Origin of the sequence: Hydrocarboniphaga sp., from assembly GCF_028291725.1 — a bacterium.
GTDB lineage: Bacteria > Pseudomonadota > Gammaproteobacteria > Nevskiales > Nevskiaceae > Hydrocarboniphaga.
Genome location: NZ_JAQGNT010000022.1, coordinates 65,889 through 91,300 on the forward strand (window position 1 = coordinate 65,889; position 25,412 = coordinate 91,300).

Consider the following 25,412-nt stretch of genomic DNA (forward strand, 5'->3'; position numbering starts at 1 on the left):
TGGAGAGTTCCGTTCGCGGCGTTCCTCCCAGGTCCACTGCGCAGTGCGATCCCATCACACAGAAGGGCAGGGTACCGATCTGCCTCCGGAGCCCATCAGCATGAGCTTTCAGGCACCCAACCGGGACATTCTTCCGCGGCGGCCGGTCATCATCGGCGACCAGCTGAAGCAGCGCGGCTCCGGCCAGCTGCAGACGCATGTGTATCCCGCGACCGGCCAGGCCACCTGCGAGATCACGATGGCAGGGCCGCAGGATGTTGACGAGGCGGTGAAGGCCGCACGCGCCGCCTTCCCGGCCTGGCGCGCGCTGCCGGGCGACAAGCGCCGCGACCTGATGCTGAAGCTGGCCTCGCTGATCGAGCAGAACCTCCAGCCGCTGGCCGAGCTGCTGACGATCGAGAACGGTGCGCCGATGATCGCCGGCCCGTTCATGGTCATGGATGCGGTGCAGAAATTCCGCTACTACGGCGGCTGGGCGGACAAGATCCAGGGCCAGACCATCGCCACCTGGGGCAGCCCTTCACACAACTACGTTGTCTACGAGCCCTACGGTGTGATCGGCGCGATCGTGCCGTGGAACGGCCCGCTGTACGCGGCGACCATGGTGCTCGCGCCGGCGCTGGCGGCCGGCAATTGCGTGGTGGTCAAGTCGCCGGAGCTCGCGCCTTTTTCGGTGATGCGCCTGGGCGAGTTGTTCCTCGAAGCCGGCTTCCCGCCCGGCGTGGTCAACACACTGGTCGGCGGGCCGGATGTCGGCGAGGCCATCGTCAGCCACAAGGGTGTCGACAAGGTTCAGTTCGTCGGCAGCGGCGCCACCGCGAAGAAAGTGCTGCGCAGCGCGTCCGAGAGCCTGAAGCCCTGCGGCCTGGAACTCGGCGGCAAATCGGCAGTGCTGGTGTTCGCCGACGCGGATCTGCAGCAGGCTGCGCGTCGCGGTCTGTCCGGCGCCATCAGCGCGAGCGGCCAGGGCTGTGTCAACGGTACGCGCCTGCTGGTCGAGCGGCCGATCTACGAACAGTACCTGCAGATGCTGGCCGGCGTCGCGCCGCACATCAAGGTCGGCGATCCCTACGACAAGAGCACGATCATGGGCCCGATCATCACCGAGGCCGCGGTTACACGTATTCTCGGCGTGGTCGAGACCGCGAAGCAGGAAGGTGGGCGCGTGCTGGTGGGCGGTGGTCGCCTGGGTGGCGACTATGCTTCCGGCTACTACCTGCCGATCACGCTGATCGCCGATGTAAAAAGCGACAGCTCGCTGGCGCAGAACGAGGTGTTCGGCCCGGTGCTGGCGGTGACGCCGTTCGACAGCGAGGACGAGGCCATCGCACTTGCCAACGCTTCCGACTATGGCCTTGGTGCCTACGTCCACACCGAGAACCTGCGGCGCGCGCATTACCTGGCCAGCCAGATGCAGGCCGGCCTGGTGCAGGTCAACGGTTCCGGCGAAGGCATGCAGCCCAACCTGCCGTTCGGAGGCATGAAGCACAGCGGCCACGGACGCCTCGGCGGCGAGCAGGGGCTGCATGAATTCCTGCAAGTGAAGAACGTGTGGATGGGCATTGCCAGGCAGCCGCCGCAGGCCGCCAAATGAGCCTGCTCGACCCAGCGGAACGCAGGCGCACCGGCATTCGCAACCAGGCCGAGCTGCTGGCCGCGGCGGCGCCCGAACCGCACACGCTGCTCGATGCGTCATGGCGCGATTTCATCTTCGCGGAAGTGTGGTCACGGCCTCAGCTGGATCGCCGCTCGCGCTACCTCATTTCGATGTCGGGCTCCGCGCGCTCGCAGGACACGCAGGCGCTCGACGGCTATGTGCGCGGTGCGCTGAGCGGCGGCGAGCTGAGCCTGGCGGAACTGCGCGAGGCCGCGCTGCACGTCGCCGTGTACTCCGGCTGGTCGGTCGGCGGCTGCCTGGATGCTGCTATCACGCGCGTTGCGGCTGCCATGGGCCTGCCGCCGGCGCCGATCCCGCCGATTCGCGCCGAGCCCTGGGACCCGCAAGCCCGCATCGCGGACGGCGCCGCCGGCTTCAAGAACGTCATGGTATTCGGCGGTCCGCCGCCGGCGACTGCGTATTTCGAAGCGGGAATCCTCAACTTCGTATTCGGCGAAATGTGGATGCGGACGGGCCTGGATCAGCGCTCGCGACGCTGGCTGACACTGGTCGGTGTCTCCGATTCAGCGGCCAGCATTCCGATCCGTTCGCACGTCCATGCGGCGATGGCGAGCGGCAACACCAACCGCGCCGAGATGAACGAGTTCGTGCTGCAGTACGCGATTCACGCCGGCTGGCCGAAGGCCTCGGTGGTGCAGGGCGCTGTGCTGGAACAGGCCGCCCGCGTGGAAAAGGGCCTGCCTTTCGAGGCCTGATCCCAGCTGTCTCCGCAAGGCTGTCATTCCCGCGAAGGCGGGAATCCAGTGACGGATAGCGCGGTACTTGAAGCTCTGGATTCCCGCCTTCGCGGGAATGACAAACCAAGAAGGTCGCAACCGATGGGAGAGCAAACTTGAACGCAAGCAACATGAGCGGCAAATCCGCAGTCGTCACCGGCGCCGCATCGGGCCTGGGCCGCGCCACCGCGCTGAAACTGGCGCATGCCGGTGCCGATGTCTGCATCGTCGATCTGAACGCGGCCGGACTCGAAGAGACGGCCACGCAGCTGCGTGCGCTCGGTGTGCGTGTGCTGGTGCATGCCGCCGACCTGTCGCTGCGCGACAACTGCGCGCCGGTGATCGCCGCCGCGGCGGCCGAATTCGGCCGGCTCGATGCGCTGTGCAACGTTGCCGGCATCATCGTCATGTGCAACGCGCACGAGATGCGCGCGGTGGACTACGAGAAGACCATCGCGGTCAATCTGAACGCACCGTTTTTCCTGATTCAGGCGGCGATTCCGCATCTGCTCGACGTCAACGGTGCGGTGGTCAACGTCACCTCATCCGCAGCCTTCGTCGGCGAAGCCTACGCGGTGGCCTATTGTGCGAGCAAGGCCGGCCTCACGCACATGACCAAGGCGCTGGCCATGGAATACGTGAACCAGCCGATCCGCTTCAACGCGGTGGCACCGGGCGGCATGATGACCAACATCGCCGCCAATCTGAAGATGCCGGAAGGGGTCGATTACACGCTGATCAAGCGCTATTCCGGCCTGCGCGGCCTGGTCGAGGTCGATGAGGTCGCCGACATGATCGCCTTCCTCGCATCCGACGCGGCGCATGGCTATCACGGCGCCTGTATTTCCATCGACAAGGGCATCACGGCGGGCTGATGAGCGATCGCGAACGCAAGCAGGAACGCAAGCAGGAACGCAGCATGAAATGTGGATTCATCGGTCTGGGCAGCCAAGGCGGGTCGATGGCGCGCCGCATGATCGATGCGGGTTATCCGGTCACGCTGTGGGCGCGGCGCCCCGAGTCGCTGCAGCCTTACGCCGACACGTCTGCAAAGACCGCGGCGAGCATCGCCGAACTTGGCGCGCAGGCCGAGCACGTCGGCATCTGCGTGGTCGATGATGCCGGGGTTCAGCAGGTCTGCGATGAGCTGATTCCGGCGATGCAGCCGGGCGGGTGCATCGTGATCCATTCCACCGTGCATCCGCAGCGGTGCATCAAGCTCGCGGAGCAGGCTGCCGCACGCGGCCTGGCGCTGATCGACGCGCCCGTGAGCGGCGGTGGCGGCGGCGCCGCGGCCGGCACGCTGACGGTGATGGTCGGCGGCGACAAGGCCGCGGTGGAAGCGGCGCGGCCGGTGTTCGAAACCTTCGCCGGCCTGATCGTGCACCTGGGTGGAGTCGGCGCCGGCCAGATCGCCAAGCTGGTCAACAACGCGATGATGGCAGCGAATCTCGCCGTCGCGCATTTCGGGCTCGCCGCCGGCACCACGCTGGGCGTGGATCGCAAGGAGCTGGCCGAACTGATCAAGGTCAGTAGCGGCCGCAGCTACGGCTTCGAGGTCTACGCCAGGCTGCCGACGCCTTCCGCTTTCGCGCACGGCGCCAAGCTGCTCGCCAAGGACCTTCGCCTGCTCGGCGAAACCATGGGTGACGATCCCTCGTTCAAGGCTTTCCGCGATCTCACTATGCCGGTGCTCGAGCTCGCACTCAAGCCGTAAAACGCAGGCGCCAGTTGCGCAAGCCCATCAATCCAAAATCAGCAGACGCCGCCGCTGCGGCATTCAGGAGCAAGGCATGAGTTTCTCCATTGATCAGTTCCAACTGGCCGGCAAGGTCGCCATCGTCACCGGAGCCGGCGGTCGCGGAAACAGCATCGGCCGCGCCTATGCATTCGGCCTCGCCAATGCCGGTGCTTCGGTGGTCGTGGCCGATATCAACGGTGAAGGCGCCAAGCTCGTTGCCGACGAAATCGCCGCCGCCGGCGGCAAGGCGATCAGCGCGCAGGTCGACATCACCAAGCCGGAGTCTGCGGCCGCCATGGTCAAGACCGCGGTCGATGCTTTCGGCGGCGTCGACATCCTGGTCAACAACGCCGCGCTGATGGCGGAACTGGGCTCGCTCCAGGCGGCGACCATTTCGCTTGACGACTGGAACCGCATCTTCAACGTCAACCTCACCGGCGCGCTGATCTGTTCGCAGGCGGTGGTGCCCGAAATGCGCAAGCGCGGCGGCGGCAAGATCATCAACCAAACCTCCGGCGGCGCTTTCCCGGCCGCGTCGGTCTACGGCATCAGCAAGCTCGCGCTGGTGGGCCTGACGACCACGCTGGCGCGCCAGTTGGGCCGCGAGAAGATCAACGTCAACGCCATCGCGCCCGGCAACGTCACCAGTGATGCCGGACGCGCGCTGACGCCGGACGATTCGCCGTTCATCAAGTTCCTCGAAATGAGCGTGGCGATGCGCGTGCGCGGCGCGCCGGATGAACTCGTCGGCTCATTGCTGCTGTTGTGCTCTGCCGCAGGCGACTGGATTACCGGCCAGGTGCTTCACGTCGATGGCGGCTGGGTGTTGCGGCCCTGAGGGATCTCGGGCCGAGTCGCCGGTTCAGCGATGCAGCCTGAGGTGCTATTCGGTGCTGGCGCGCAGTCGCACCAGCACCTGCTGCCGATAGCGTTCTGCCTCGAAGCGAGATAGCTCGGCGTCGCCGGCGAGAATCGCCTGCACGATGCGGCGTTTGCTGGTCTTCCACGCGGCAACGCCTTCGTCGCCAGGGAAAATGGGGTCGCTGGCCTCGCGCTTGTACAGATTGCCGGTGACACCGGTCAGAAATTCGACCAGTGGCCGAGAGACCATTTTGTAGAGCAGCTTTCGCAGCTCGGTCTCGCAGGCAATGCGCTGCTCGTCGGTGTCGCAGTGATCGAGACGCTTGCTCAAGGCCTCCATGGCCTTGCGCAAGTCCGGGTCCCGGCAAAGCGCAGCGGCAGGGATGATTTCGCAATCCAGAAGCGAGATCATCTCGAGCGCTTCGCGGTAGCCGAAACCGTGCACACGCATATACGCGGCAAGCGATCTTTGCAACGCGGCTTCGTCAGGGCGGATGCCGTAGTAGCCGCCACCCGGGCCGCGCCGCACCGCCAGCAGCCCTTCGTGTTCGAGGATGCGCGCCGCCTGCTGCACGGTGACGATGCCGACACCCAGCATCTGCGCCACTTCGTTCAGTGAGCCGATCTGGGTCTCCGGCTCGCGCGTGAGTATCAATTCGCGCAGCTTCGCCGTGGCTTCCTGTACCAGCGCAGGCTTCTGCCGTTTTGCTACTCGGCCGTCTTTCATCGAGTGGAACGCCCCGCGTGAATATATGGCAGTGTCATCATAAGTCGCGCGGGCTATGTCGGGTGCGGCTGGTTGACGATTGACTGTATGGTCGTGGCCAGCCACGCTGCGAGTTTCTTGTCGGCGCCGCGGCGTGCCGGAATCAGCGGGAATTGTCGGCTGAACAGCACGAAGCTGATCGACAGCATGACGATTTCGAGCGCGCGCACCTGCGCGTCGGGCGGCCCTAGCCATTTGGCGAGCGGCGCGATGATGTGCTCGGCGGTGACGCGCGTGGCGATGTCGCGGGCATCGGCGTCGCCGGTCGACAACGCGATGATCGACGGCGGCTTGATGTCGAGATCGGGGTTCATGAACGTCGCCGCGAGCACTTCGCCGAACCGCTCCCGTTCGGTGCCGGCGAGCAGGCCGGTGAGTGGCATCGCGTCGATCAGCGCGGCCTCGAACAGCGCCGTTTTGGAGCCGTAGTAACGCAGCAGCAGCGTCGAACTGACGTCGGCGATCGCCGCGATGTCGCGTATGCCGGACTGCGAATAGCCATGTTCGGAAAAAGCCTGCTGTGCCGCGGCGAGGATCTTCGCCTTGGTCTGCGGGGCATTACGGCGCTTCGGCGTCGTGCGTCTGTTCATGTCGGCGAAGTATAAGTCGCCCGGATGCTCGACACCGTTTGTTGCCAAAGCGCTGCAGGAGCTGGTGGTCCGCTGATCGCCGGTGCCGCAACACGACTTGACGCTGCGCGCCAATGGGCGGGCGGCGTCCAGCCTGGTCCCATTATAGTGGGCCACCGATGACGCAGGCGCCGCATCGCGCGCGACCCGTGTCAGCACAGACCCGCATTGGCGGAGGAGAAACGATGATGGTCCAGTCCGTCGACGAGAGTCTGCGGCGGCTGGGCACCGACTACATCGATCTGCTGTACCTGCATGTCTGGGACAGCCGCACGCCGGTCGACGAGATCCTGCGCGCGTTCGACGATCTCGTGCGTGCCGGCAAGATCGTGTATGCGGGCCTGTCGGACACGCCGGCCTGGCAGGCCTCACGCATGCAGGCGATTGCCGAACTGCGCGGCTGGAGCCCCTTCGTCGCGCTGCAGATTCCCTACAACCTGACGGAGCGCACCGTCGAGCGCGAGCTGATGCCGATGGCGCTGGAAATGGGTCTGGGCGTGTTGCCGTGGTCGCCGCTGGCCGGCGGCGTGCTGTCGGGCAAGTACCAGGCGTCGGATCTGAAGCAGGCCGTCGGCGAGGTTAATCCGCGCTTCGATTCGCGTAAGGAAATCAATCTGTCGACCGGCCGCTTGAGCGAACGCAATCTCGCGATCGCCGCGGTCGCCAGGACGATGTCCGAGGAAATCGGCTGCACGCCGGCGCAGGTCGCGCTCGCGTGGACGCTGCTGAACCCGGCGGTCGCGTCGCCGATCCTCGGCGCGCGCACGCTCGCACAGTTGCAGGACAATCTCGGCGCGCTCGAGGTGACGCTGGCCGCCGAGCAGATTACGCGCCTCGACGCCGTAAGCCGCATCGACCTCGGGTTCCCTCACGAATTTCTCGCGTCCGGCGCAGCGATGCGCACGATGTTCGGCGGCGTCAAGGTGGCGACGCGGCGCGCGCTGTAGCCAGCTGTCTCGGCACCACTGTCGCGAGCTGATGCAGCGCTCGTAGTGCCCCTACGGCGCAGGCCGATCGTCCAGATGCTTCAGCAGCGCCGGCACTTCGGCCAGTGCCCGCATCGCATCGTTCAAGTGTGTGCAGCCGGCGGTTCCGCGCAGCTCGGCCAGCACTTTCTCGCGCAGCGCCGGCAGCGGCGAGCCGAGTAGGCGCGACAGGTTCGCCGCTGCCGCCGTGCATTCCGGATGCGGCAGCACGCGGGCGTCGGCCTCGGCCGACAGCAGCCACAGCGATCGCGGATCGGCCGTCACATGCAGGCGATATTCATGTACGGCCATGCGTCCGCCCGCGGGCGTCGTGGCGCTGTCCTGAAACGCGGAATCGATGACGATGACTCCCTGCTCCCGCCATACATCGATGCGGCGCGCGCGGCGCATGCCGACAGCGCCGTCCTGCACGGTGAAGGCGTGCCAGCCTTCCGGATCATCGGGGTTGCGCAACTCGGGCACCGGCGTCGGGTCTCGCTCCCGGTGCGGATCGAAGGCGCTGGAACCCGGCACCATGCCGATGCAGACGCCTTCCATGGTCCGGACGGTTTGCGATGTACCACTGTTCGAGAACGCGGCGCGAACCTCGGCGAGCCAGTTCGGATTCCAATGCGACCAGGCCCAACTGGACACCAGGCTGGTGCCGGCGATGTCGTCGAGAATCAGGTACAGCGGAGTCGCCAGGCGCCGTTCCTCTGGCGCGGCCTGCGCCAGTGCCTGACGCAGGCCACTGCCGACGCGCGTACCGGCCAGACGCGCCAAGGCCGGCCGCGGCGGCTGAGCCTCGATGGCGACGATCGTGAGATCCAGTTTGAGCCAGGCTTCAAAAGCGTCTTCCGCGCACGTCAGCGGAGAGCCTCCCGAGTCGGGCGTGACGATATCGCGCGCCCGGCCGATCAGGCGCGCGTTACCCGCCCGCCCCTCGGGCCAGGACACATCGATGCTCGACGTTCGCCGAACGGAACCCGGAACCCGCAAGGGAGCGGCCCCAGCGGTGCTACGCGGCCGTGCGGGCCGTGCGTCATCCATCATCAATCTCCTCGCGGCGGCGTCTCGGCGCCTGAGGCACAGAGTTGCACGTCTTGCCTGTGTTGCTCAATGAAGCGCGGCCCTGCTGTTGCACGCGCCAGTGGCGGTCGTCATGCTGGGTCACCCGTAAGCATGCACAACTCTGCCGTACGAGCTTCGCTGCTGAGCGGGACTCTTCGGGCCTCCGCCGGCGACGCCGGCATATGACTATGCGCAGTTGCAGGACGCCGTTGCACAAGCCAGTGCCAGGCTCAAGGCATACACACCGGACGAAGTGAACGCGCTGCAGGGCCGCGAGCTGGTCTTCAGTCCCGGCGGCAACACCAAGATAAACTTCGGCGTCGAAGACTTCCTGATGTCGTTCTCGATACCGAATCTGCACTTCCACGCCACCACCGCCTACGACATCCTGCGTCACAGGGGCGTGCCGGTAGGCAAGTGCGACTACCTCGGCCGCATGCGCATCAAGAGCTGATCCGCGCCACGGTAAGGCGGGCGCCGGCTCGAAGCCGCGTTTCCGCTTCCCAAGACGAAGCGGGTATCCTGCCCGTATAGCGGCCTGTCGAGCCCGACTTCCGATCGAATGCTGTTTGAGATTCCGGTCGGGTGGGTCAAAGGAGAATAGAAGATGCCCCAAGAGGCCTCTAAAGCAGTGGCCGTCTCGGCGCCAGGGGGCAGGTTATGGCCGGATGGCGAGTTTCCATCGGCCAGTTCGCCGCAAGGAGCCGATCTGATGCCGATACAGGCGCCGGGCAGGCTCGCCAGAGCGGGATCGCTGTATCGCGACGGCATGCACGTCGACTTGCAGTGGCACTACCACGACCTGCACAAGTTGCTGTACGCATTCGAGGGTGCGATCGAGGTGGAGAGCACGCGCGGGCGCAACCTTGTTCCGCGCCAGCTCGCCGCGTGGATTCCCGCGGGCGTGCCGCATTGCACCAGCATTCACGGCATACGCTGGGTGTCGGTGTTCTTCACCACCGGGATGCTGACCGACAACGAGCGGCGCGTGCGCACCGTCATGGTGTCGCCGCTGATGCGCGAGATGATGCGGGAAGCGATGCGTTGGCCGGTCGACGGGCCCGACTCGCCGCTGCGCACGGCATTCTTCGACACCACGGCCATGCTCTGCGGCGAGTGGATCACACGCGAAGCCGACCTGTTTCTGCCCACGAGCACCGACCCGCGCGTCGCCCGCGTACTCGACTACACCGCCCGCCGCATGGATCTGAAGCTGGAGGACATCTGCCAGCATGCGGGCATGTCGGTGCGATCACTGCGCCGGCATCTGAAGGCGGAGACGGGCATGACCTGGGAGGTCTTTCGCCACCGCAGCCGTCTGCTGCAAGCGATCTCGCTGCTAGGCGAGACCGACGAGCCGGTCGGCGAGATCGCAGCACGCTGCGGCTTCGAAAGTCCGTCCGCTTTTGCCAAGGTGTTTCGCGCCGAGATGGGCGAAACGCCGCGCGACTATCGCAGCCGCGTCAGTGACTCGGGGCCGAGCCACTAGGTAGTTAGCCGAGGCCAGCTGGGCCTTCGCGGCTGTTGCGAGTTGGCCCGTTCGAACGGAAGTTTGGCCGCTTCCCGCGCGCCGGCCCAGGCCCTGTGACCCATAGTGGGCTGCGACTGGGGGGAGGCCCCAAGCAGAACGAAGACTCTCGTATTCAGAGAGTCCATGCCGGGGATCAGGTATCGAGGATGCGCGACAGATGCGTCGTGCGCCACTCCAAGGCAACACCAGAACTTACCGCGGAAAAAGTCGGGGTTTCCCGAGCTGCCGAGCGATGCCCATCGCATTCGGCCCAGGTGGCTGCTGACCGCAATCCGCGATCGGGTGCTTTGCTGGCGCGTCTGCGGGGCGGGGATTGAGTGCGTTGACGGCTGCCCTCGTGTGCAAGGCGGGCCTCGGCGCGGCTACAAAAAAACGAAAGAAAAACTGATGAGGAGAGGACGATGAGCATAAAAAATTGCAGGCTGGGCTTGTATGTTGCGGTGATGCTGGGCTTGAGTAGCACGGGGCCGGTGGCCGCACAGAACGCAGAACCCGCGCCAGCAGCGGCACCCGCAGTACCGGACCCGGCAGTACCCGCTGCCGAAGTCACGCCAGCTGCTGAAGCCGCGCCCGCCAGGAACATCGCATCGACGCCGCGTAGCGCGCCATCCGACGACATATCCGAAGTCATCGTGACAGCGCGCCGCGTGGAAGAGCGCATGCAGGATGTGCCGATCTCGATGACGGTGTTCAACCAGGATCAGTTGACCAACCGCAACGTACTGTCGGGCCGCGATCTGGCCACGTACACGCCGTCGCTGGCCGTCAACGGACGTTACGGCACGGAAAACGCCGCGTTTTCGCTGAGAGGCTTCAGCCAGGAAATCCGTACGACGCCCTCAGTCGCGGTCTATTTTGCCGACGTCGTGGCACCGCGTGGCAGCGGTGCGGGCACACCCAGCGGCGATGGCGCCGGCCCCGGCTCCTTCTTCGACCTGCAGAACGTGCAGGTGCTGAAAGGCCCGCAGGGCACCTTGTTCGGCCGCAATACCACCGGCGGTGCCATCCTGCTCGTGCCACAGAAACCGACTGCCGAGGTTGGAGGCTATGCCGAGCAGTCGTTCGGCAACTACGGAATGATGCGCAGTCAGGCGGTCATGAACACGCCGATCAGCGACAAGCTGCGCTTCCGTTTCGGCATCGACCACAACGAGCGTGACGGCTATCTCAACAACACCAGTGGTATAGGTCCCGACAAATTCCAGGACGTCAACTACACGGCAGCGCGCGCCAGCCTGGTGTGGGACGTCACGCCATCGCTGGAAAACTACACCATCGGTACCTACAGCGTGTCGGATACCAATGGTCAGGTGCCGCGGCTTTTTGTCTGCAATCCCAAATTCGATCCGCGGCGCGGTCCCACAGGTGCACTCGGCTGTGCCCAGCTCGCGTCGATGCAGGCATCCGGTTCTGATGGCCGCTTCGACATCCAGAGCGACAACCCCAACGCGCAATCGCGTACCGACCGTTCGCAGCTGATCAACACCAGCACCTGGCTTGCCAGCGACGCGCTGACGGTCAAGAACATCATCAGCTATGCCGAGCTGGTGAACGACTTGCGCGGCGACCTGTTCGGCACTGATTTCTTCACGACGGGAACGGACGGCAATCAGTATCAGGTGGCCTCGAATACCTCGTCGGTGCCGCCGGGTTATCACTCCACCGCTCAAAACACGTTCACCGAAGAACTGCAGTTGCAGGGCACGCAGCTGGACGGGCGCTGGGTGTGGCAGGCGGGCGCTTACTATGAATCGAGCAAGGGCATGGAACCGGCAGGCGCGCAGTCTCCGGCCAACATCAATTGCACCAATTCCGGCACGCTGGATTGCTACGACGTACTGGGGCAAAAGGCCGACGCAGCGGCGCAGCTGGCCGGCAGACCCAACGGCATCGGCGTCGGCAGCGTGAACTGGCTGATCGGCACGATCGACTTTCGCAATCTGGGTATTTACGCGCAGTCGACGTACAGCCTGACCGATCAGCTCAAGGCCACGGGCGGCATCCGCTACACCAAGGACCATGCGGAAAGCGTTGCCGAAACCGCGCTGCGGCGTTTCCCGGCTCCGAGCTACCGTACACCCGTGGTGTATTGCGCAGACCCGAGTTCCGGTCACGGCGTCAGGGAGATCGTGGCCAGCGTGGACGACTGCCGCGTGGAGTATTCCCAGGACAGCGATGCCCCGACCTGGGTGTTGGGCCTGGACTATCAGCCGATCAACGACGTGCTGCTCTATGGCAAGTACTCGCGCGGCTATCGCCAGGGCAGTGTCCAGCCGTTCTCGGCCGCCGGGCACAATACCTACGATCCTGAGAAGGTCGATACCTACGAGCTGGGTTTCAAGAGCAGCTTCCGTGCTCCGGTGCGAGGCACTTTCAACGCGGCGCTGTTCTACAACAACTTCACGGATCAGCAGCTGCTGTTCGGTTTCGGCAGCACCAACGGTGCGTCGGGTAACGCGGCCATCATCAATGCGGGCAAGTCGGAAATTAAGGGTGCGGAAGTCGAGCTCACGCTGGTGCCTTTCCATGGCATGAACTTCAGCATCAGCTACGCCTATCTGGACACCGAAGTGAAGAAGCTGATCGCGCCGGTGCCGGCGCCGACCGATCTCTACAACATCGCGAGCCAATCGACTTTCGAGGGTGACCCGCTGCCGTATTCGACGAAGCACAAGCTGTCGTCGACCGCGAGCTACACCCTGCCGTTGGATGCCAGCATCGGCCAGATATCGATCGGCGCGACTTACAGCTATCAGAGCCCGCAGTTCATCGCCCACACCACGTCCGACTTCTCCAGCACAACGGCCAACCCATACGGTGAGATCCCGGCCTACTCGCTGGTGAACATGAACCTGGGCTGGAATGCGATTGCCGGCAGCAACGTCGATGCGGCTCTGTTCGCAACCAATGTGCTCGACAGGGAATACCGCGCCGGCATCACCAACAGCTGGACGTCCTTCGGCTTCGAAACCGAGATTCCCGGCGAGCCGCGGATGCTGGGCGCCCGGGTACGGGTGAACTTCGGCAGCTGATGCAGTGGTGGATCGGGGCGAGTCCGGCCTTGCTGCCGCTCGCCCCGATCGGCTGCCAGAGGCGAGTATTACCGTAGGGCGGGAGCATCCCGCCTTCCGGTGATTTCCGTGGATAGCTACGCTGTCACATCGAACGACAGGGCGATGTACCCCAAGACTTCGGTCTTACAGGTTGGCGATGCGTACGACGCTGCGCCCATGCGCGCTTCCGGCCACCAGCTCTGCGCATATGCGCGGCACCTCGTCGAGTTCGATGACGCGCGTCGCGATCAGCGTGCTCAGACTGGTCGGCGCCGAGCTGCTGCAGGTATTCGGCCTGGTGTTTCTTGCCGGTAATCGCCGCGGTGCTGAAGCCGGCGCGCTTCAACAAGCCCAGCGCGATGCCGCCGACACCGCCGGTCGCGCCTGTAACCGCAATGGGTCCCAGCTCCGGTGATTGGTGGTTATCCAGCATGCGGCGCAGCGCCAGCGCAGCAGTGAAGCCGGCGGTGCCGAATGCCATGGCTTCAAACAGGCTCAGGTTTTCCGGCAGCGGCACCACCGCTTCTGCCGGCACGCGCGCGAACTCGGCGAGGCCGCCGTCCAGCACTTCGCCGATGTAGCAGCCGGTGACCAGCACCGGGTCGCCCGGCTTGAACGCGGGCGAGTCGCTGGATTCCACCACGCCGGACAGATCGATGCCGGCGACACAGGGAAAGCGCCGCATGATGCGGCCCTTGCCGGTGACCGCCAGTGCATCCTTGTAGTTGAGACCGGAATACGCCACGCGGATGGTGACGGTGTTCTGCGAGTCGCCTGCGTGCAGATCATCGAGCGTGATCCGATCGAAGCGCGCGCTGGTGCTTTTACCAGCCTGATGAATGCGAAGCGCCTTGAAGCTCGTCATGAGAACAATACCTGTGTGATCGGTGATGGATGTGTCGGTGATGGATGCCGGGTGATACGCTCCTGCCGGACTCGATCAGAGCTTCACGGATTGATCCTTTTCACCCATACCGCCCCGTATACGACTCCCCTCTCCCGCGTGCGGGAGAGCGGCAGGGGTGAGGGGCTTTTCTTGCGCGGCTCGAACCAAAGCCCCTCATCCGGCGCTTCGCGCCACCTTCTCCCGCAAGCGGGAGAAGGGATTCATACGTCAGCGTCGTTATGAAATGGCGTACTCAGCGCAGGATCTCCCGGAGCCGGTCTGCCAGTGCCGGCACTTCGGCCAGTGCGCGCAGTGCGTCGTTCAGATGCGTGCAGCCCACCGTGCCGCGCAGCTCTGCCAGCACTCTTTCACGCAACTCGGGCAATGGCACACCTAGCAGGCGCGGAAGACTCAGCGTGGCATTCGGGCATTCCACGAACGGCAGCACGTAGGGCTGCGCTTCGATCGACAGCAATTGCAGTGACTGCGCATCGGCGCTCGCGCTCAGGCCGTATTCGTGTACCACGGCGCGTCCGCCCTGCGGCGTGGTGGCACTGTCCTGGAACGCGGAGTCGATCAGGATGCGGCCATCGTCGAGGCACACGTCGATGCGGCGTGCGCGCCGCAGGCCGACGGCGCCGGACTGATCGGTGTAGCGATGCCAGCCTTCGGGGTCGTCGGGGTTGCGCAGATCGGTGGTCGGCGTGCCGGAGCGGTCGGTGCCGACATCGAGGCCGCTGGAGCCTTCGGCAAAGCCGGCGCAGATACCGGCGCGGTCGCGAAAGGCTTTTTCGAGGTCGAAGTTTTTCAGCGCTACGCGCGAGGTGGTGAGCCACTGCGGGTCCCACTGCGACCAGGCCCAGCCCGACACCAGGCTCGCACCCGAGAGATCGTCGAGAATCAGGTACAGCGGCGTGGCATTGCGGCGCTCCTCCGGTACGGTGGCTGCCAGGGCTTTGCGCAGGCCACCGCCGCCGCGTTCGCCGGTGAGGCCTGAAAGTGCAGGACGCGGCGGCTCCGCGATGATCGAAACGATCAGGCGATCGGGCTGCAGCCAGGCTTCGAAGGCATCTTCCGCCAGCACGATGGGTGCGCCGCCGGACGCGGGCGTGACGATGTCGCGCGCGCGCCCGACGATGCGCGCATTGCCCGCGCGGCCCTCGGGCCAGCTGACGTCGATGCTGGAAGTGCGGCGCGCCGAGCCGGGCGTCCGTGGCGGAGCGGCGCCCGCGGACTGTCGCGGTGGAGAGGCCATCAGACCCATAACGAGTTTCCACCCAGGCCGTCATTCCCGCGAAGGCGGGAATCCAGAAAATGAAGCGCCGCGCTGTCCGCCGCTGGATTCCCGCCTTCGCGGGAATGACGGCAGGTGAAAAGGGCATTCATGGATAGCAGCATCACACTGTCATCGTACCGGACGCGCCGAAGTCCAGTCCGGATAAGGCCCGAGCCGCGCCAGCAGCAGGCCGCAGAGCAGGGCCGTGGGCACGCCGACGATCAACACCGGTGAATAGCTGCCGACGCGGTCGAACACCAGGCCGACCGCGACCGGCCCGATGCCGATGCCGAGCGCAGTAAGGCCGGACATCAGGCCGAAGATCTTGCCGAAGCTGAGCAGCCCGCCGTAGCGGCCGGTCAGATAGGCACACAGCTGCATCTGCGCTCCAGTGGTGTAGCCGAGCGCTATCACGGCGGCCATCGCCAGCATCGACGAGCCCGCGCTGTTGAGCAGCAGCAGGCAGGCCAATGCAGGCAAGGACAGGCTGATGCTGGCGATCCTGGCGCCGTGCCAGCGGTCCAGCAGCCAGCCGCTGAACAGTTTGCCGCAGAGGCTGGCGATGCCGGCCGATCCGGCGACGGCCGCGGCGACGGTCGCGGTCAGCCCATGCTCCTTCAGCAGCGGCACCTGGTGAATCAGGATGCCGCCGACCAGGATGTTGGTGGTCAGCGTGGCGACGGCGATGCGGATCAGCGCCGGGTTGCGCAGCGCCTCGCGCAGGCTCAGGCCGCGCAGCGCCACCGCCGCCGGAGCGGCGGCTCTCGCCGCGGCCGGTTGCTGTCGCAGCCGGTCGCGCGCGTCGAAGAAGAACAGCAGGATGAACACCAGCGCCACCGCGCCCCAGCCGAATCCCAGGCAGACGTAGGCGGTACGCCAGCCCTGCGTGCTGATCAGGTACTGCGTGATGATCGGCGACAGCGTCTGCGCGACGGCGGTGCCGCAGAGCGTTGCCGCCAGCGCCATGCCGCGTCCGGCGGAGAAGTTGCCGGTGACCGCGGTGGTCCACACCGGCGCCTTGATCGACACGGCTGCCAGCGCATACAGAGCCCACAGAATCAGCCACTGCGCGATGGAGCCGTTGGCGAGGCTGAACGCGGCGAGCATCGTGGCCGAGACGATCACGCCCGGAATCGCCAGCCGGCGTGAGCCCCAGCGGTCGATCAGGCCGCCGGCCACCGGTGCCAGCGGTACCGCGATCGCCGCGAACACCGACAGGCCGCCGGCGATCGACGCGCGGCTCCATCCGAACTCCTGGCTCAGCGGCTCCATGAACAGACCGAGCGAAGAGGCGGCCACCGAGGCGAACGACAGCCCCATCATCGCCGCTCCTACCAGGGGCCAGTGAGCGCGCCATTCCTGTGCCGCGGTAGGCCCTGCATGCGTCACGCTGAGCTCTTCTATGAGATTCGCCGGAGTGACCGCCAGGGTTTGCGCGGGAGTCGTCATGGCAGTGCTCAGACCTTGATCTTGTAGAGCTTGGCAGCGTTGAGGCTCAGCACCTTGTCGCGTTCCTGCTCGGTCAGGCCGTTGAGTCGTGCCTCGATGTTCTCGATCGGGAACAGGCTGGTCGGATGCGGGAAGTCGGTTTCGAACAGCACGTTGTCGATGCCCGCGGCGCGCAGCGTGTGCGAGATGTCTTTCTGCTCGAACCAGAAGCAGGCGTAGAAGTTGCGCTGAAAATACTCCGACGGCTTCAGATCGAACTTCTTGCCTTCGGCGATTTCGGCCAACTGGTAGTCCAGTGCTTCCATCAGGAACGGTACCCAGCCCACGCCGCTTTCGACCGATACGAACTTGATCTTCGGAAAGCGATCGAGCATGCCGCTATAGATCAGGTTCGACACGACCTTGCCGTTATTGAAGAACAGCATCGCACCGCTGATGCCGCTGCGCAGATCGCGCGGCAGCGAGGGCCAGCCCTGCTGGCCCATCCAGTCGATCGAGGTTTCCGACGCGCCGATGTGGAAGTTCACCGGCAGGTCCTTGTCGACGCAGACTTCCCACAGCGGGTCCCAGTGCTTCGATCCCAGATCCTTGATCTGGGCACCGTTCTCGTCTTTCTGAAAGTGCGGATCGGAGTTGATGTTGATGCCGCGCAGGCCCATCGCCACGCAGCGCTCGGTTTCCTTGACCGCGGCTTTGACGTCCCACCACGGCAGCAGCGCCATCGGGAACAGGCGGCTTTTTGATTCTTCCTGCAACTCGGCCATCGCGTCGTTGTAGATCTGCGTGCAGATCAGCCGCAGTGCCGGATCGACCTTGGCCGACGCCTGGCCGCCGAAACCGAGAATATTCGGATACACGATCTGCGCATGAATGCCGGCCGCGTCCATCACCGCGATGCGCTCCTTGACCGACGACGAGCCCGGATGCACGTCGTCGAACTTCAGTTTCAGGAAGTTATCCAGCACGCGAATTTTGGTGCCGTCCTTGAGGATGGAGCTGTTGGGATGCGCGCCGGTGCCGATCGACTTGTTGCCGTCGATGATCCAGGACATCTGGCCTTCGTGCATCATCACTTGCGGCACGCGGTCACGCACCGAAGCCGGCGCGCGCCGGGTCCAGAGATCATGCGGTTCGGTCAGATGGGTGTCGGCGTCGATGATTTTGCGGCCGGCCGGCTTTACGATGGAGTCGTTCATTGCTAGGTGTCCTGTGGATGCTCAAGCTGCGTTAATGAATTCGGGGTGCGGGACGCGGAACAAGCGTCCTGCGTTGGCGCCGACGATGTCGGCCTTGTCCTGCTCGCTGATGTCGATGCCATCGAACAGATGTGCGAGCACTTCGCGCGAGCGCGGGAAAGTGCCTTCGTGATGCGGATAATCCGAGCCCCACATCAGCGACTGGGTGCCGGTGACGGAGCGCGACATGATGCCGGCACGGTCGGTCTGGAAGGAGCAGGCGACCTGGCGCGCAATGATTTCGCGCGGCGTCAGCGACAGCTTCGGGCGAACGAAGACGTGATGCGCTTCGTAGACCTCGTCCATGCGTTCGGCGAGCGCGGCCAGCCAGCTGGCGCCGCCTTCGATCACGCAGACTTTCGCGCCCGGAAAGCGATCGAGCACGCCGCCGGCGACCAGCTGCATGATCGTCAGCATGCCGTCGCAGGCCTGCAGCGAGTAGTTGATCACTGCGCCGCCGGGGCCACGATGGCTGCGCACGTCGTCGCGGCCGGTGCCGGTGTGCAAGGCGAACACGATGCCGTGTTCCTGTGCCGCGGCGAACACCGGGTCCCATTCCTCGCTGCTGTACAAGGGCAGCCCGGAATTCACCTCGATCAGGCTCGGCAGCATCGCCGAGGTGAAGCCCAGGCCGGCGAGCCGCTTGATCTCGGCCACGGTGTTGCCGAAGTCGCGCACCGGCAGGATGCCGCAGCGCACGAACTTCTTCGGATACGGCGACAGCAGACCGTTGAGCCAATCGTTGTAGACCTGCGCCGTCGCCAGCTCCGCTTCCGCGTTCTTGATCAGAAAGGCGCTCAGGCCCAGCGACGGGAACATGATTTCGGCGTCGATGCCTTCCATCTCCATGTCGAGCAGGCGCCCGGCGATTTCGCGCCCGCCGCGGCGTTCGGCGCGGCCGAAAGTCTCGCCGTCCGGTCCCATTTTCGGAGCGGGCTTGTTCATCGCTTTCTGGCTGGTGATCTTGTCGCCGGCCATCAGCAGCATGAAACCGTCGCGCACTTCCATGCGCAGTCCGAGAGGACGCAGCGACGGCGGCAGGCCCTCGCTGAACAGCGTGGAGGGTTCGACGATATGGCCGTCGGCGCTGAAGACGAATGTCATGTCTGACTCCTGATCAATCGGTCCGCAACATCACGGCGGACGGGTCGTGGAAAAAGCTGCCGATGCAGACCAGTGCGTTTTTTGCACCGCCGATCTGGCGATCACCTTCAAAGCCGCGCAGCTGGCGCACGGCTTCGGTGTAGAAGTTGGCACCGCCCGCGCGGCCCTGTGACAGGCCGCCGCCATGCGTGGTGACCAGGGTGCGTCCGCCGTTGAGCCTGAGAATGCTGTTGCGCGTATCCCATGAAGACTTGAACAGCTCGCCGGCTTCACCCGGTTTGCAGAAACCCGCAGCCTCCGTCGTCGCAATCGCATCGATGGTGTAGCCGTCGTAGGGATAGAACAGATCGACGTCCTCGACGGTCAGCGCGCTGCGCGCCCACAGGCCTTCCAGGCAGACCCAGAATGCGTTGTCGGTCCAGCCCAGTGTGTTCTCGTAGAACTCGCCGACGCGCGAGCCGCCCAGCGACATGGAATCGACGTAGACAGATTTCTGCTTGAGATCGCGCGAGCGCTCGGTGGTGGTGATGATGAAGGCCTCGGCGCAATCCACCGGCACGTCCATGTCCAGCATCTGCATCGGCGACCAGATCATGCGCGAGGCGTGGTAGTCGTCGAGCGTCATCGGCGTACGCAGCAAAGCGTTCGGGTTGCGCAGCGCGTGGCTGCGGTTGTTCACCGCCATCAGGCCGAAGGCATCCTTGTTGACGCCGAAGTCGTGCATGTAGCGGCCCATCCAGCCCGCATACGGCTCGCCGGAGTGAATCCAGCGGCGTGCGAAATCGTTCTCAGTGAACAGTCCGCTGCCCATCTTCTTCTGCGCCGCGCGCAGCCGGAACGGATCGCTGGCGGCCGAGCGCGACATCAGCACTTCGCGCATCGAAACCTGCACCACCAGCGCGATATCGCAGAGGCCGGAGAACACCGCCTCGGCGGCGAAGACGAAGCTGGAGCCGAGCCAGCCGTTCTTGCACCAGGTGGTTTTGTCGATGCCGAGCGCGCCCTGCAGCGACAGGAAGCCGGCGCCGCCCATCGCCAGCGGGTCCATGCCGGAGCCGCAGATGCCGTCGATTTCCTGCCGGTGGATGCCGGCGTCCTCGATCGCCTTGAGTGCGGCTTCGAGGCCGAGCGACAGTGCTGTGCGCTGCGAGTCGCGAGCATAGGGCGTGGAGCCGACGCCGACGACGGCGATCTGGTCTTTGAGTGGGTTCCTGGCCATCGGTCAGCCCCGATCCAATGCGAGGGACGAGCACCGTAGGGCGGGTCGCGACCCGCCGCTTTCGCTCCGCCGATGCGCGAAATCAAAACGGCGGGTCATGACCCGCCCTACGAGAGGTATATACGCCATCGACATCAGCCCTCCCACGCCGGCATCGGCTCGAAGGCCGGCATGCTCACTTGTCCTTCGTGCGCTATCCACGTGAGCTGTACGGGCATGTCGGGCCTGACCTCGTCAGGCAGGCAGTTGACGATGCGCGCGAGGTAGCGCAAGCCGTTCTGTTCAACCAGCTCGACGGCCGCCGCGATGATCGGCTCGCGCAGACGGTTGTTGGGATCGCGCTGCTGCTGGATCAGCGTGAACATGAAGACCTTGCCACGGCCGCTGACTTCGGTGGCTTGCACGTCCCAGGACAGGCACTGCGGACACAAAGGTCTGTGTGGATACACCCAATAACCGCAGCCGCTGCAGCGATTGATCAGCAGCTTGCCGGCGATGATGCCGCGGTAGTGCGCGATGTTGTCGCGGTCGATCAACACGCCGGGAAACGCGGCGAAAACGGCTTCGTCGGAGAGCGCTTCGGAAGTCACGCCGCGATCTCCCGCTTGGCCCACTGTGACAGCGCGAGCCTATCGAGCTTGCCGTTGGCGAGACGCGGCAGGTCGTCGACGAACAGGATTTCGCGCGGCATCTTGAAGTGCGCCAGACGCGGCTTCAGCCAGAGCTGCAAATCCTTCTGGCAGATGCGCACGTCGGTGCGCTGGATGACGTAGACACGCACCGCCTCGACCTTGCGCGGATCGGCGACGCCGACTGCGGCGCAATGCGTCACCGCCTCGTGGGCCTTGATGACGTTCTCGACCTCTTCCAGCGACACGTTTTCGCCGCCGACTTTCGCCATCAGCTTCAGGCGGCCGACGTAGCGGATGTAGCCTTCGGCATCGACGGTGACCAGATCCTCGCTGTGCAGCCAGCCTTCGGCGTCGATCGCGCGTGCCGACTCCTCGGGCTTGTTCCAATAGGCGGGCATGATGTTGCCGCGTACCCAGGCTTCGCCGACTTCGCCGGGCGCGACGTCATGCCCGGTCTGCGGATCGACCACGCGGATTTCGTTGCCCGGCAGCGGGCGGCCGCCGGTTGTCAGCTGTTTTTCGAGCGGATCGTCCGGCCCGGTCAGCGAGGCCGGGCCGTAGGTTTCGGTGAGGCCGAAAGGCGAGAACGAAAATGTCGCGCTGGGTAAAACGACTTTCGCCGCCTCGTTGTGCGCATGCCCCAGTCGCACCGAGGGGAAGCGGATGCCGCGCTCGTGGGCCTCCATCACGACTTCCTTGCCGAGCACGCTGACGAAGATCGTCGGCTGCTCCTGCTGCATCAGACGAATCGCCAGCGCGATGTCGAAGGCCTCGGTGAACACCAGCGTGCCGCCGATGGGCAGCATGCTCATCTGCCCGTAGATACTGCCGCCGGCGTGGAAGAACGGCATCATCGAGAAGTAGATGTCCTCGCGGCGCATGTCGCAGCGCCGTCCGTGCAGCAGGCCGACGGCGACGAAGCCGCCCTGTTGCAGCATCACGCCCTTGGGAAAGCCGGTGCTGCCGGAGGTGTACTTGACCATCAGCAGGTCGTCGGGTGTCACGGCGCGGGCCATGTCGTCGGCGACCGCAAGCCATTCGCTATTGCCCACGGCACCGACCGCTTCCAGTTCGTCCCAATCGAAAGTGCCGGGATGTCGTGTGTTCTCACGTGCAAACATCACGACGTTGCGCAGATCCGGCAACTCGGGCGCGAACAGCGAGCCGGGCTCGGCCGTATCGGCAAAAGCCGGACCGATCTCCGCGAGCATCTGCGGCATGTCGAGCTTGCGAAAGCGGTCGAGCATGATCAGGTGACGCGCGCCCGATTGGGCGATGCAGTATTTGATCTCGACGGGTTTCAGGAAGGTGTTGATCGGCACCACCGCGGCGCCGAGTCGCTCTGCGGCGAACGCGGAGATGATCCATTCCAGCCGGTTGGTCATCCACAGCACCACGCGGTCGCCGCGCTGCACGCCGATGCTGGCGAGCCCGGCGGAGAAGTTGCGTGCGCGCGTCAGCAGCTGGCCATAAGTGAGCCGCTGGATGTTGCCCGCATCGTCCGCCGCCACCAGCGCGACACGGTCGGGGTCGAGCGCCGCTGCATCCGAAATCGCCTGCCACATCGTGCGCGAGCGTGCCGCCGCCAGCGCGCGCTTGCCTGCTTCGTCAGCCTTGATCCAGCTGATCTCGTTCGTCATTCAGGATTCTCCTCTGAGCCTGAACACCGGCACGGTGGTATTCGCGGCGGCGAGCCAGTCGACTTCCACCAGCGCGTCGATCGCCACCGCTGCGGCCGGCGCATCGACCAGCGAGGACACCAGGCGCACACCCGGCGCCTCGTCGAACACGACAAGCGCGGGAATGCGGAACTGCGGTGGCGCCGCTTCGCCGTCGCCACGCACCGGCAGCACCGTGAAGGAATAAATGCGCCCCTGTCCCGGCGGCAGCCATTCGACGTTCTGCGACTGGCATTGCGAACAAAACGGCCCGGACGGCCAGCGGAAAGTGCCGCAGGCACCGCAGCGCGGCACCAGCAGCCGGTGCTCCTCGGCGGCCCGCCAGAACGGCTCGCTCCAGTGGTCCATCGGCACTTCCAGCGCGGAAAAATCAGGGCAGATGCTGCGCGCGCTCATCGCGGGTTCCTCGATGCAGTCGAGTCCAGTCCACTACCCGTTCGTGTCGAGTAGCGACGCGAAGCGTCGCGTATCGAGACAGCCGAGCCGCCGGTGCGGACACCTCGATACGCCGCATCGCTGCGCGATGAGGCTACTCGGTGCGAACGGGAGGAGGGTGCGGCCGAAGCCATTCCGCATAGCCGTGTGCTTTCGCGGGAATGACGGCGCATGCCGAGCGATATCATCGTTCGTTCCTCAGGATCGCCGCCGTCATCGGAACCGGCGCAGGCCCGCCGGTGACCAGCGCGGTCTTCGCATTCTTGACCTGGTTAACCGCAGTGCCGCGCAGTTGCTCGACCGCTTCGCGGATATGCGTCATGCCGACCACATAGCCTTCCGACAGATGCCCGCCGTGCGGATTGACCGGAATGGAACCACCCTGCCGGATCGCGCCGCTTTCGACGAACGGGCCACCTTCGCCGCGCTTGCAGAAGCCGTAGTCCTCCAGTTGCATGATCACCAGTGGCGAGAAATGGTCGTAGATCAGCGCGACGTCGATATCCTTCGGCCCGATTCCGCTCGTCTCGTAGAGACGCTGGGCCACGGCGGTCGCGCCGGCGGAAACGAACTCCGGCTCCGGCTGGTTGAGCCAGAAGAAGGCCCGGCCCCAGTTGCGCGTGGCGACCTGTGCGGCGCCGGCGATATAGACCGGACGCTGCCTCAGATCGGCAGCGCGTTCGCTGCTTGTGACGACGAAGGCCAGCGCGCCGTCGGTCTCCAGACAGAAATCGAGCCGGCACAGCGGATCGGCGAGCATCGGCGAGGCCATGTACTCATCCAGCGTCAGCGGCTTGCGGCGCAGCGCGGTTTCGCGCGTGGCAGCCGCAGCGCGCGAGGCCATCACCACTTCACCGAAAGCTTCGCGCCGGGTGCCGTAGAGATGCATGTGCCGCCGCACCGACAGCGCCAGCGCCTGCCCGGGCCCGGAGAGCCCGGCGAGCGCGTGGAACACGCCGTCGGGGTTTGCTCCCAGCATGTTCAGCGACTGCCCGACGCGGCGGCCGGTCTGCTGCATCGCGCCGATGCACAGGATGGTCTTGGCCCGGCCGGTTTCGATGCCCATCGAGGCTAGGTCCAGCACGCCGGCCATGCCGCCGCCGTAGCCCGAGACGATGTGCGAAAACGTCAGCTGCTCGATGCCGAGCTGTTCGATCAAGCTGCCCGGATCGAAGCCATAGGCGAAGAAGGCGAAGCCATCGACGTCTTTGATCGTCAGGCCCGCGTCGGCCAGTGCCGCGAACACTGCTTTGCCGATCAGCTCGGGCACCGTCTGCGGAGCAGAGGTGCCGCGATAGTAATAGGGCGTCGCGCCGACGCCGACGATCGCAGCTTCGCTTTTTGCACTCATTGCGCGAGAACCGCAGGATGCGGCAGGCGGAACAGGCGCGCGGCGTTGAGGCCGACGATGTCCGCCTTGTCGCGCTCGCTGATGTCGATACCGTCGAACAGATGCGCGAGCACCTGCCTGGAGCGCGGGAAGGTGCCCTCGTGGTGCGGATAGTCCGCGCCCCACAGCAGCGCCGCGCTGCCGGTGACTGAGCGCGCCATGATGCAGGCGCGGTCGTACTGAAAACTGCAATGCACCTGGCGCGCGATGATCTCGCTGGGTTTCAGCGACAGCTTGGGTGACACGAAGCTCGCATGCGCTTCGTAGACTTCGTCCATGCGCTCGGCGAGTGCGGCGAGCCAGCTGGCGCCGCCTTCGATCACGCAGACCTGCACCTTGGGGAAGCGGTCCAGCAGCCCGCCCGAGACCATTGCCATGATCGTGACCATGCCGTCGCAGGACTGGATGGCGTGATTCATCACCGCACCGCCGGCGCCCTTGAAGCTGCGCACGTTGTAGCGGCCGGTGCCGGTGTGCAGGGCCATCACCATGCCCAGGCCCTGCGCGCAGGCGAACACCGGGTCCCAGGCTTCGCTGTTGTAGGTGGGCAGCCGGGATTCGGCGTCGATCAGGCTCGGCAGCATCGCCGCGGTGAAGCCCAGCGAGGCCAGCCGCTTCATTTCGGCGACGGTATTGGCGACATCGCGCACCGGCAGGATGCCGCAGCGCACGAAGTGCTCGCGATGGTCCTTCAGCAGGCCGTGATGCCAGTCGTTGTAGACCTGCGCGGTCGCCAGCTCGGCCTCGGGATTCTCGATCATGAACGCGGTCAGGCCCAGGCTCGGGAACACGATCTCCGCGTCCACACCGTCCAGCGCCATGTCGGCCAGGCGCGGTCCGACTTCGCGATTGCCGCGCCGGTCCGGGCGGCCGAAAGGCTCGCCGTCGGGGCCGAGGCGTGGCGGCATGTCGAGCGGACGCCGGCCGGTGATGTGCTCGCCGGCGTAGGACAGCAACAGGCCGTCGCGCTTTTCGGTGCGCAGGCCGTGGCGCAGCAGCGAGGGTGAAAGCTTCGTCTCGAACAGATCGCTCGGTTCGACGACGTGGCCGTCGGCGCTGAAGACAAAATTCATGAAGCTCTCCTCACATCCGTGCG

General features: G+C 65.4%; 22 protein-coding genes and 1 pseudogene. 9 read left to right on the forward strand and 14 right to left on the reverse strand.

Annotated elements, in window-relative coordinates; translation table 11 throughout:
• Positions 1-100: 100 nt before the first annotated feature.
• From JWQ90_RS05660 to JWQ90_RS05680, 5 genes are all read left to right on the forward strand, one after another.
• Positions 101-1,594 carry an aldehyde dehydrogenase family protein gene (locus tag JWQ90_RS05660; protein WP_299690558.1) on the forward strand — a complete coding sequence of 498 codons (1,494 nt, stop codon included), beginning with the start codon at positions 101-103 and terminating at the stop codon, positions 1,592-1,594.
• On the forward strand, positions 1,591-2,373 hold the full coding sequence (locus JWQ90_RS05665; RefSeq protein ID WP_299690560.1) for a carboxymuconolactone decarboxylase family protein: 783 nt from the start codon (positions 1,591-1,593) through the stop codon (positions 2,371-2,373). The genes JWQ90_RS05660 and JWQ90_RS05665 overlap by 4 nt, the downstream gene beginning before the upstream one ends.
• A 137-nt stretch (positions 2,374-2,510) precedes the next feature.
• A complete protein-coding gene (locus tag JWQ90_RS05670; protein WP_299690562.1) occupies positions 2,511-3,269 on the forward strand; it encodes an SDR family oxidoreductase in 759 nt (252 codons plus the stop codon).
• Positions 3,269-4,111 (forward strand): NAD(P)-dependent oxidoreductase, encoded by an 843-nt coding sequence (locus JWQ90_RS05675; RefSeq protein ID WP_299690563.1) that lies wholly within the window; start codon positions 3,269-3,271, stop codon positions 4,109-4,111. The genes JWQ90_RS05670 and JWQ90_RS05675 overlap by 1 nt, the downstream gene beginning before the upstream one ends.
• Before the next feature lie 76 nt (positions 4,112-4,187).
• Positions 4,188-4,973 (forward strand): SDR family oxidoreductase, encoded by a 786-nt coding sequence (locus tag JWQ90_RS05680; protein ID WP_299690564.1) that lies wholly within the window; start codon positions 4,188-4,190, stop codon positions 4,971-4,973.
• A gap of 45 nt (positions 4,974-5,018) precedes the next feature.
• Here the strand turns inward: JWQ90_RS05680 and JWQ90_RS05685 are convergent, their stop codons facing one another.
• Complete coding sequence (locus JWQ90_RS05685) at positions 5,019-5,828, reverse strand: GntR family transcriptional regulator (RefSeq protein WP_299690567.1); 810 nt, start codon at positions 5,826-5,828, stop codon at positions 5,019-5,021.
• Positions 5,777-6,352 (reverse strand): TetR/AcrR family transcriptional regulator, encoded by a 576-nt coding sequence (locus JWQ90_RS05690; RefSeq protein WP_299690569.1) that lies wholly within the window; start codon positions 6,350-6,352, stop codon positions 5,777-5,779. The genes JWQ90_RS05685 and JWQ90_RS05690 overlap by 52 nt, the downstream gene beginning before the upstream one ends.
• Positions 6,353-6,510: 158 nt before the next feature.
• Between JWQ90_RS05690 and JWQ90_RS05695 the strand changes: the two genes are divergently transcribed.
• Complete coding sequence (locus tag JWQ90_RS05695; RefSeq protein ID WP_366919443.1) at positions 6,511-7,338, forward strand: aldo/keto reductase; 828 nt, start codon at positions 6,511-6,513, stop codon at positions 7,336-7,338.
• 51 nt (positions 7,339-7,389) lie between these two features.
• Here JWQ90_RS05695 and JWQ90_RS05700 read toward each other — a convergent pair whose 3' ends face one another.
• Positions 7,390-8,313: a DUF2889 domain-containing protein gene (locus tag JWQ90_RS05700; RefSeq protein WP_299690574.1), complete on the reverse strand. Its 924-nt coding sequence runs from the start codon at positions 8,311-8,313 to the stop codon at positions 7,390-7,392.
• Positions 8,314-8,620: 307 nt separating this feature from the next.
• Between JWQ90_RS05700 and JWQ90_RS05705 the strand changes: the two are divergent.
• The 3 genes and pseudogenes from JWQ90_RS05705 to JWQ90_RS05715 form a co-directional block, all read left to right on the forward strand.
• Positions 8,621-8,881 (forward strand): annotated as a pseudogene (locus JWQ90_RS05705) (DUF1993 family protein); the annotation flags it as partial.
• Positions 8,882-9,139: 258 nt separating this feature from the next.
• Positions 9,140-9,916 (forward strand): helix-turn-helix transcriptional regulator, encoded by a 777-nt coding sequence (locus tag JWQ90_RS05710; RefSeq protein ID WP_299690577.1) that lies wholly within the window; start codon positions 9,140-9,142, stop codon positions 9,914-9,916.
• Positions 9,917-10,359: 443 nt separating this feature from the next.
• On the forward strand, positions 10,360-12,990 hold the full coding sequence (locus JWQ90_RS05715) for a TonB-dependent receptor (RefSeq protein WP_299690580.1): 2,631 nt from the start codon (positions 10,360-10,362) through the stop codon (positions 12,988-12,990).
• A gap of 124 nt (positions 12,991-13,114) precedes the next feature.
• On the opposite strand, the gene JWQ90_RS05720 is transcribed toward JWQ90_RS05715, so the two are convergent.
• The 11 genes from JWQ90_RS05720 to JWQ90_RS05770 form a co-directional block, all read right to left on the reverse strand.
• On the reverse strand, positions 13,115-13,876 hold the full coding sequence (locus JWQ90_RS05720) for an alcohol dehydrogenase catalytic domain-containing protein (RefSeq protein ID WP_299690583.1): 762 nt from the start codon (positions 13,874-13,876) through the stop codon (positions 13,115-13,117).
• A gap of 274 nt (positions 13,877-14,150) precedes the next feature.
• On the reverse strand, positions 14,151-15,161 hold the full coding sequence (locus tag JWQ90_RS05725; protein ID WP_299690586.1) for a DUF2889 domain-containing protein: 1,011 nt from the start codon (positions 15,159-15,161) through the stop codon (positions 14,151-14,153).
• A gap of 141 nt (positions 15,162-15,302) precedes the next feature.
• Positions 15,303-16,622: an MFS transporter gene (locus JWQ90_RS05730; protein WP_299690589.1), complete on the reverse strand. Its 1,320-nt coding sequence runs from the start codon at positions 16,620-16,622 to the stop codon at positions 15,303-15,305.
• Between the two features lie 8 nt (positions 16,623-16,630).
• A complete protein-coding gene (locus JWQ90_RS05735; protein WP_299690592.1) occupies positions 16,631-17,818 on the reverse strand; it encodes an amidohydrolase family protein in 1,188 nt (395 codons plus the stop codon).
• Positions 17,819-17,839: 21 nt separating this feature from the next.
• Positions 17,840-18,961 (reverse strand): amidohydrolase family protein, encoded by a 1,122-nt coding sequence (locus JWQ90_RS05740; RefSeq protein WP_299690595.1) that lies wholly within the window; start codon positions 18,959-18,961, stop codon positions 17,840-17,842.
• Positions 18,962-18,974: 13 nt separating this feature from the next.
• Positions 18,975-20,180 carry a thiolase family protein gene (locus tag JWQ90_RS05745; protein WP_299690598.1) on the reverse strand — a complete coding sequence of 402 codons (1,206 nt, stop codon included), beginning with the start codon at positions 20,178-20,180 and terminating at the stop codon, positions 18,975-18,977.
• Between the two features lie 134 nt (positions 20,181-20,314).
• Positions 20,315-20,770, reverse strand: coding sequence for an OB-fold domain-containing protein (locus JWQ90_RS05750; RefSeq protein WP_299690601.1), 456 nt, complete (start codon positions 20,768-20,770; stop codon positions 20,315-20,317).
• Positions 20,767-22,452 carry an AMP-binding protein gene (locus JWQ90_RS05755; RefSeq protein WP_299690602.1) on the reverse strand — a complete coding sequence of 562 codons (1,686 nt, stop codon included), beginning with the start codon at positions 22,450-22,452 and terminating at the stop codon, positions 20,767-20,769. Before JWQ90_RS05755 ends, JWQ90_RS05750 begins: the two co-directional genes overlap by 4 nt.
• Complete coding sequence (locus JWQ90_RS05760) at positions 22,453-22,887, reverse strand: zinc ribbon domain-containing protein (protein ID WP_299690605.1); 435 nt, start codon at positions 22,885-22,887, stop codon at positions 22,453-22,455.
• 223 nt (positions 22,888-23,110) lie between these two features.
• Positions 23,111-24,277, reverse strand: a complete 1,167-nt coding sequence (locus JWQ90_RS05765) for a hypothetical protein (RefSeq protein ID WP_299690608.1) — start codon at positions 24,275-24,277, stop codon at positions 23,111-23,113.
• On the reverse strand, positions 24,274-25,389 hold the full coding sequence (locus tag JWQ90_RS05770; RefSeq protein ID WP_299690611.1) for an amidohydrolase family protein: 1,116 nt from the start codon (positions 25,387-25,389) through the stop codon (positions 24,274-24,276). Before JWQ90_RS05770 ends, JWQ90_RS05765 begins: the two co-directional genes overlap by 4 nt.
• Between the last annotated feature and the right edge of the window lie 23 nt (positions 25,390-25,412).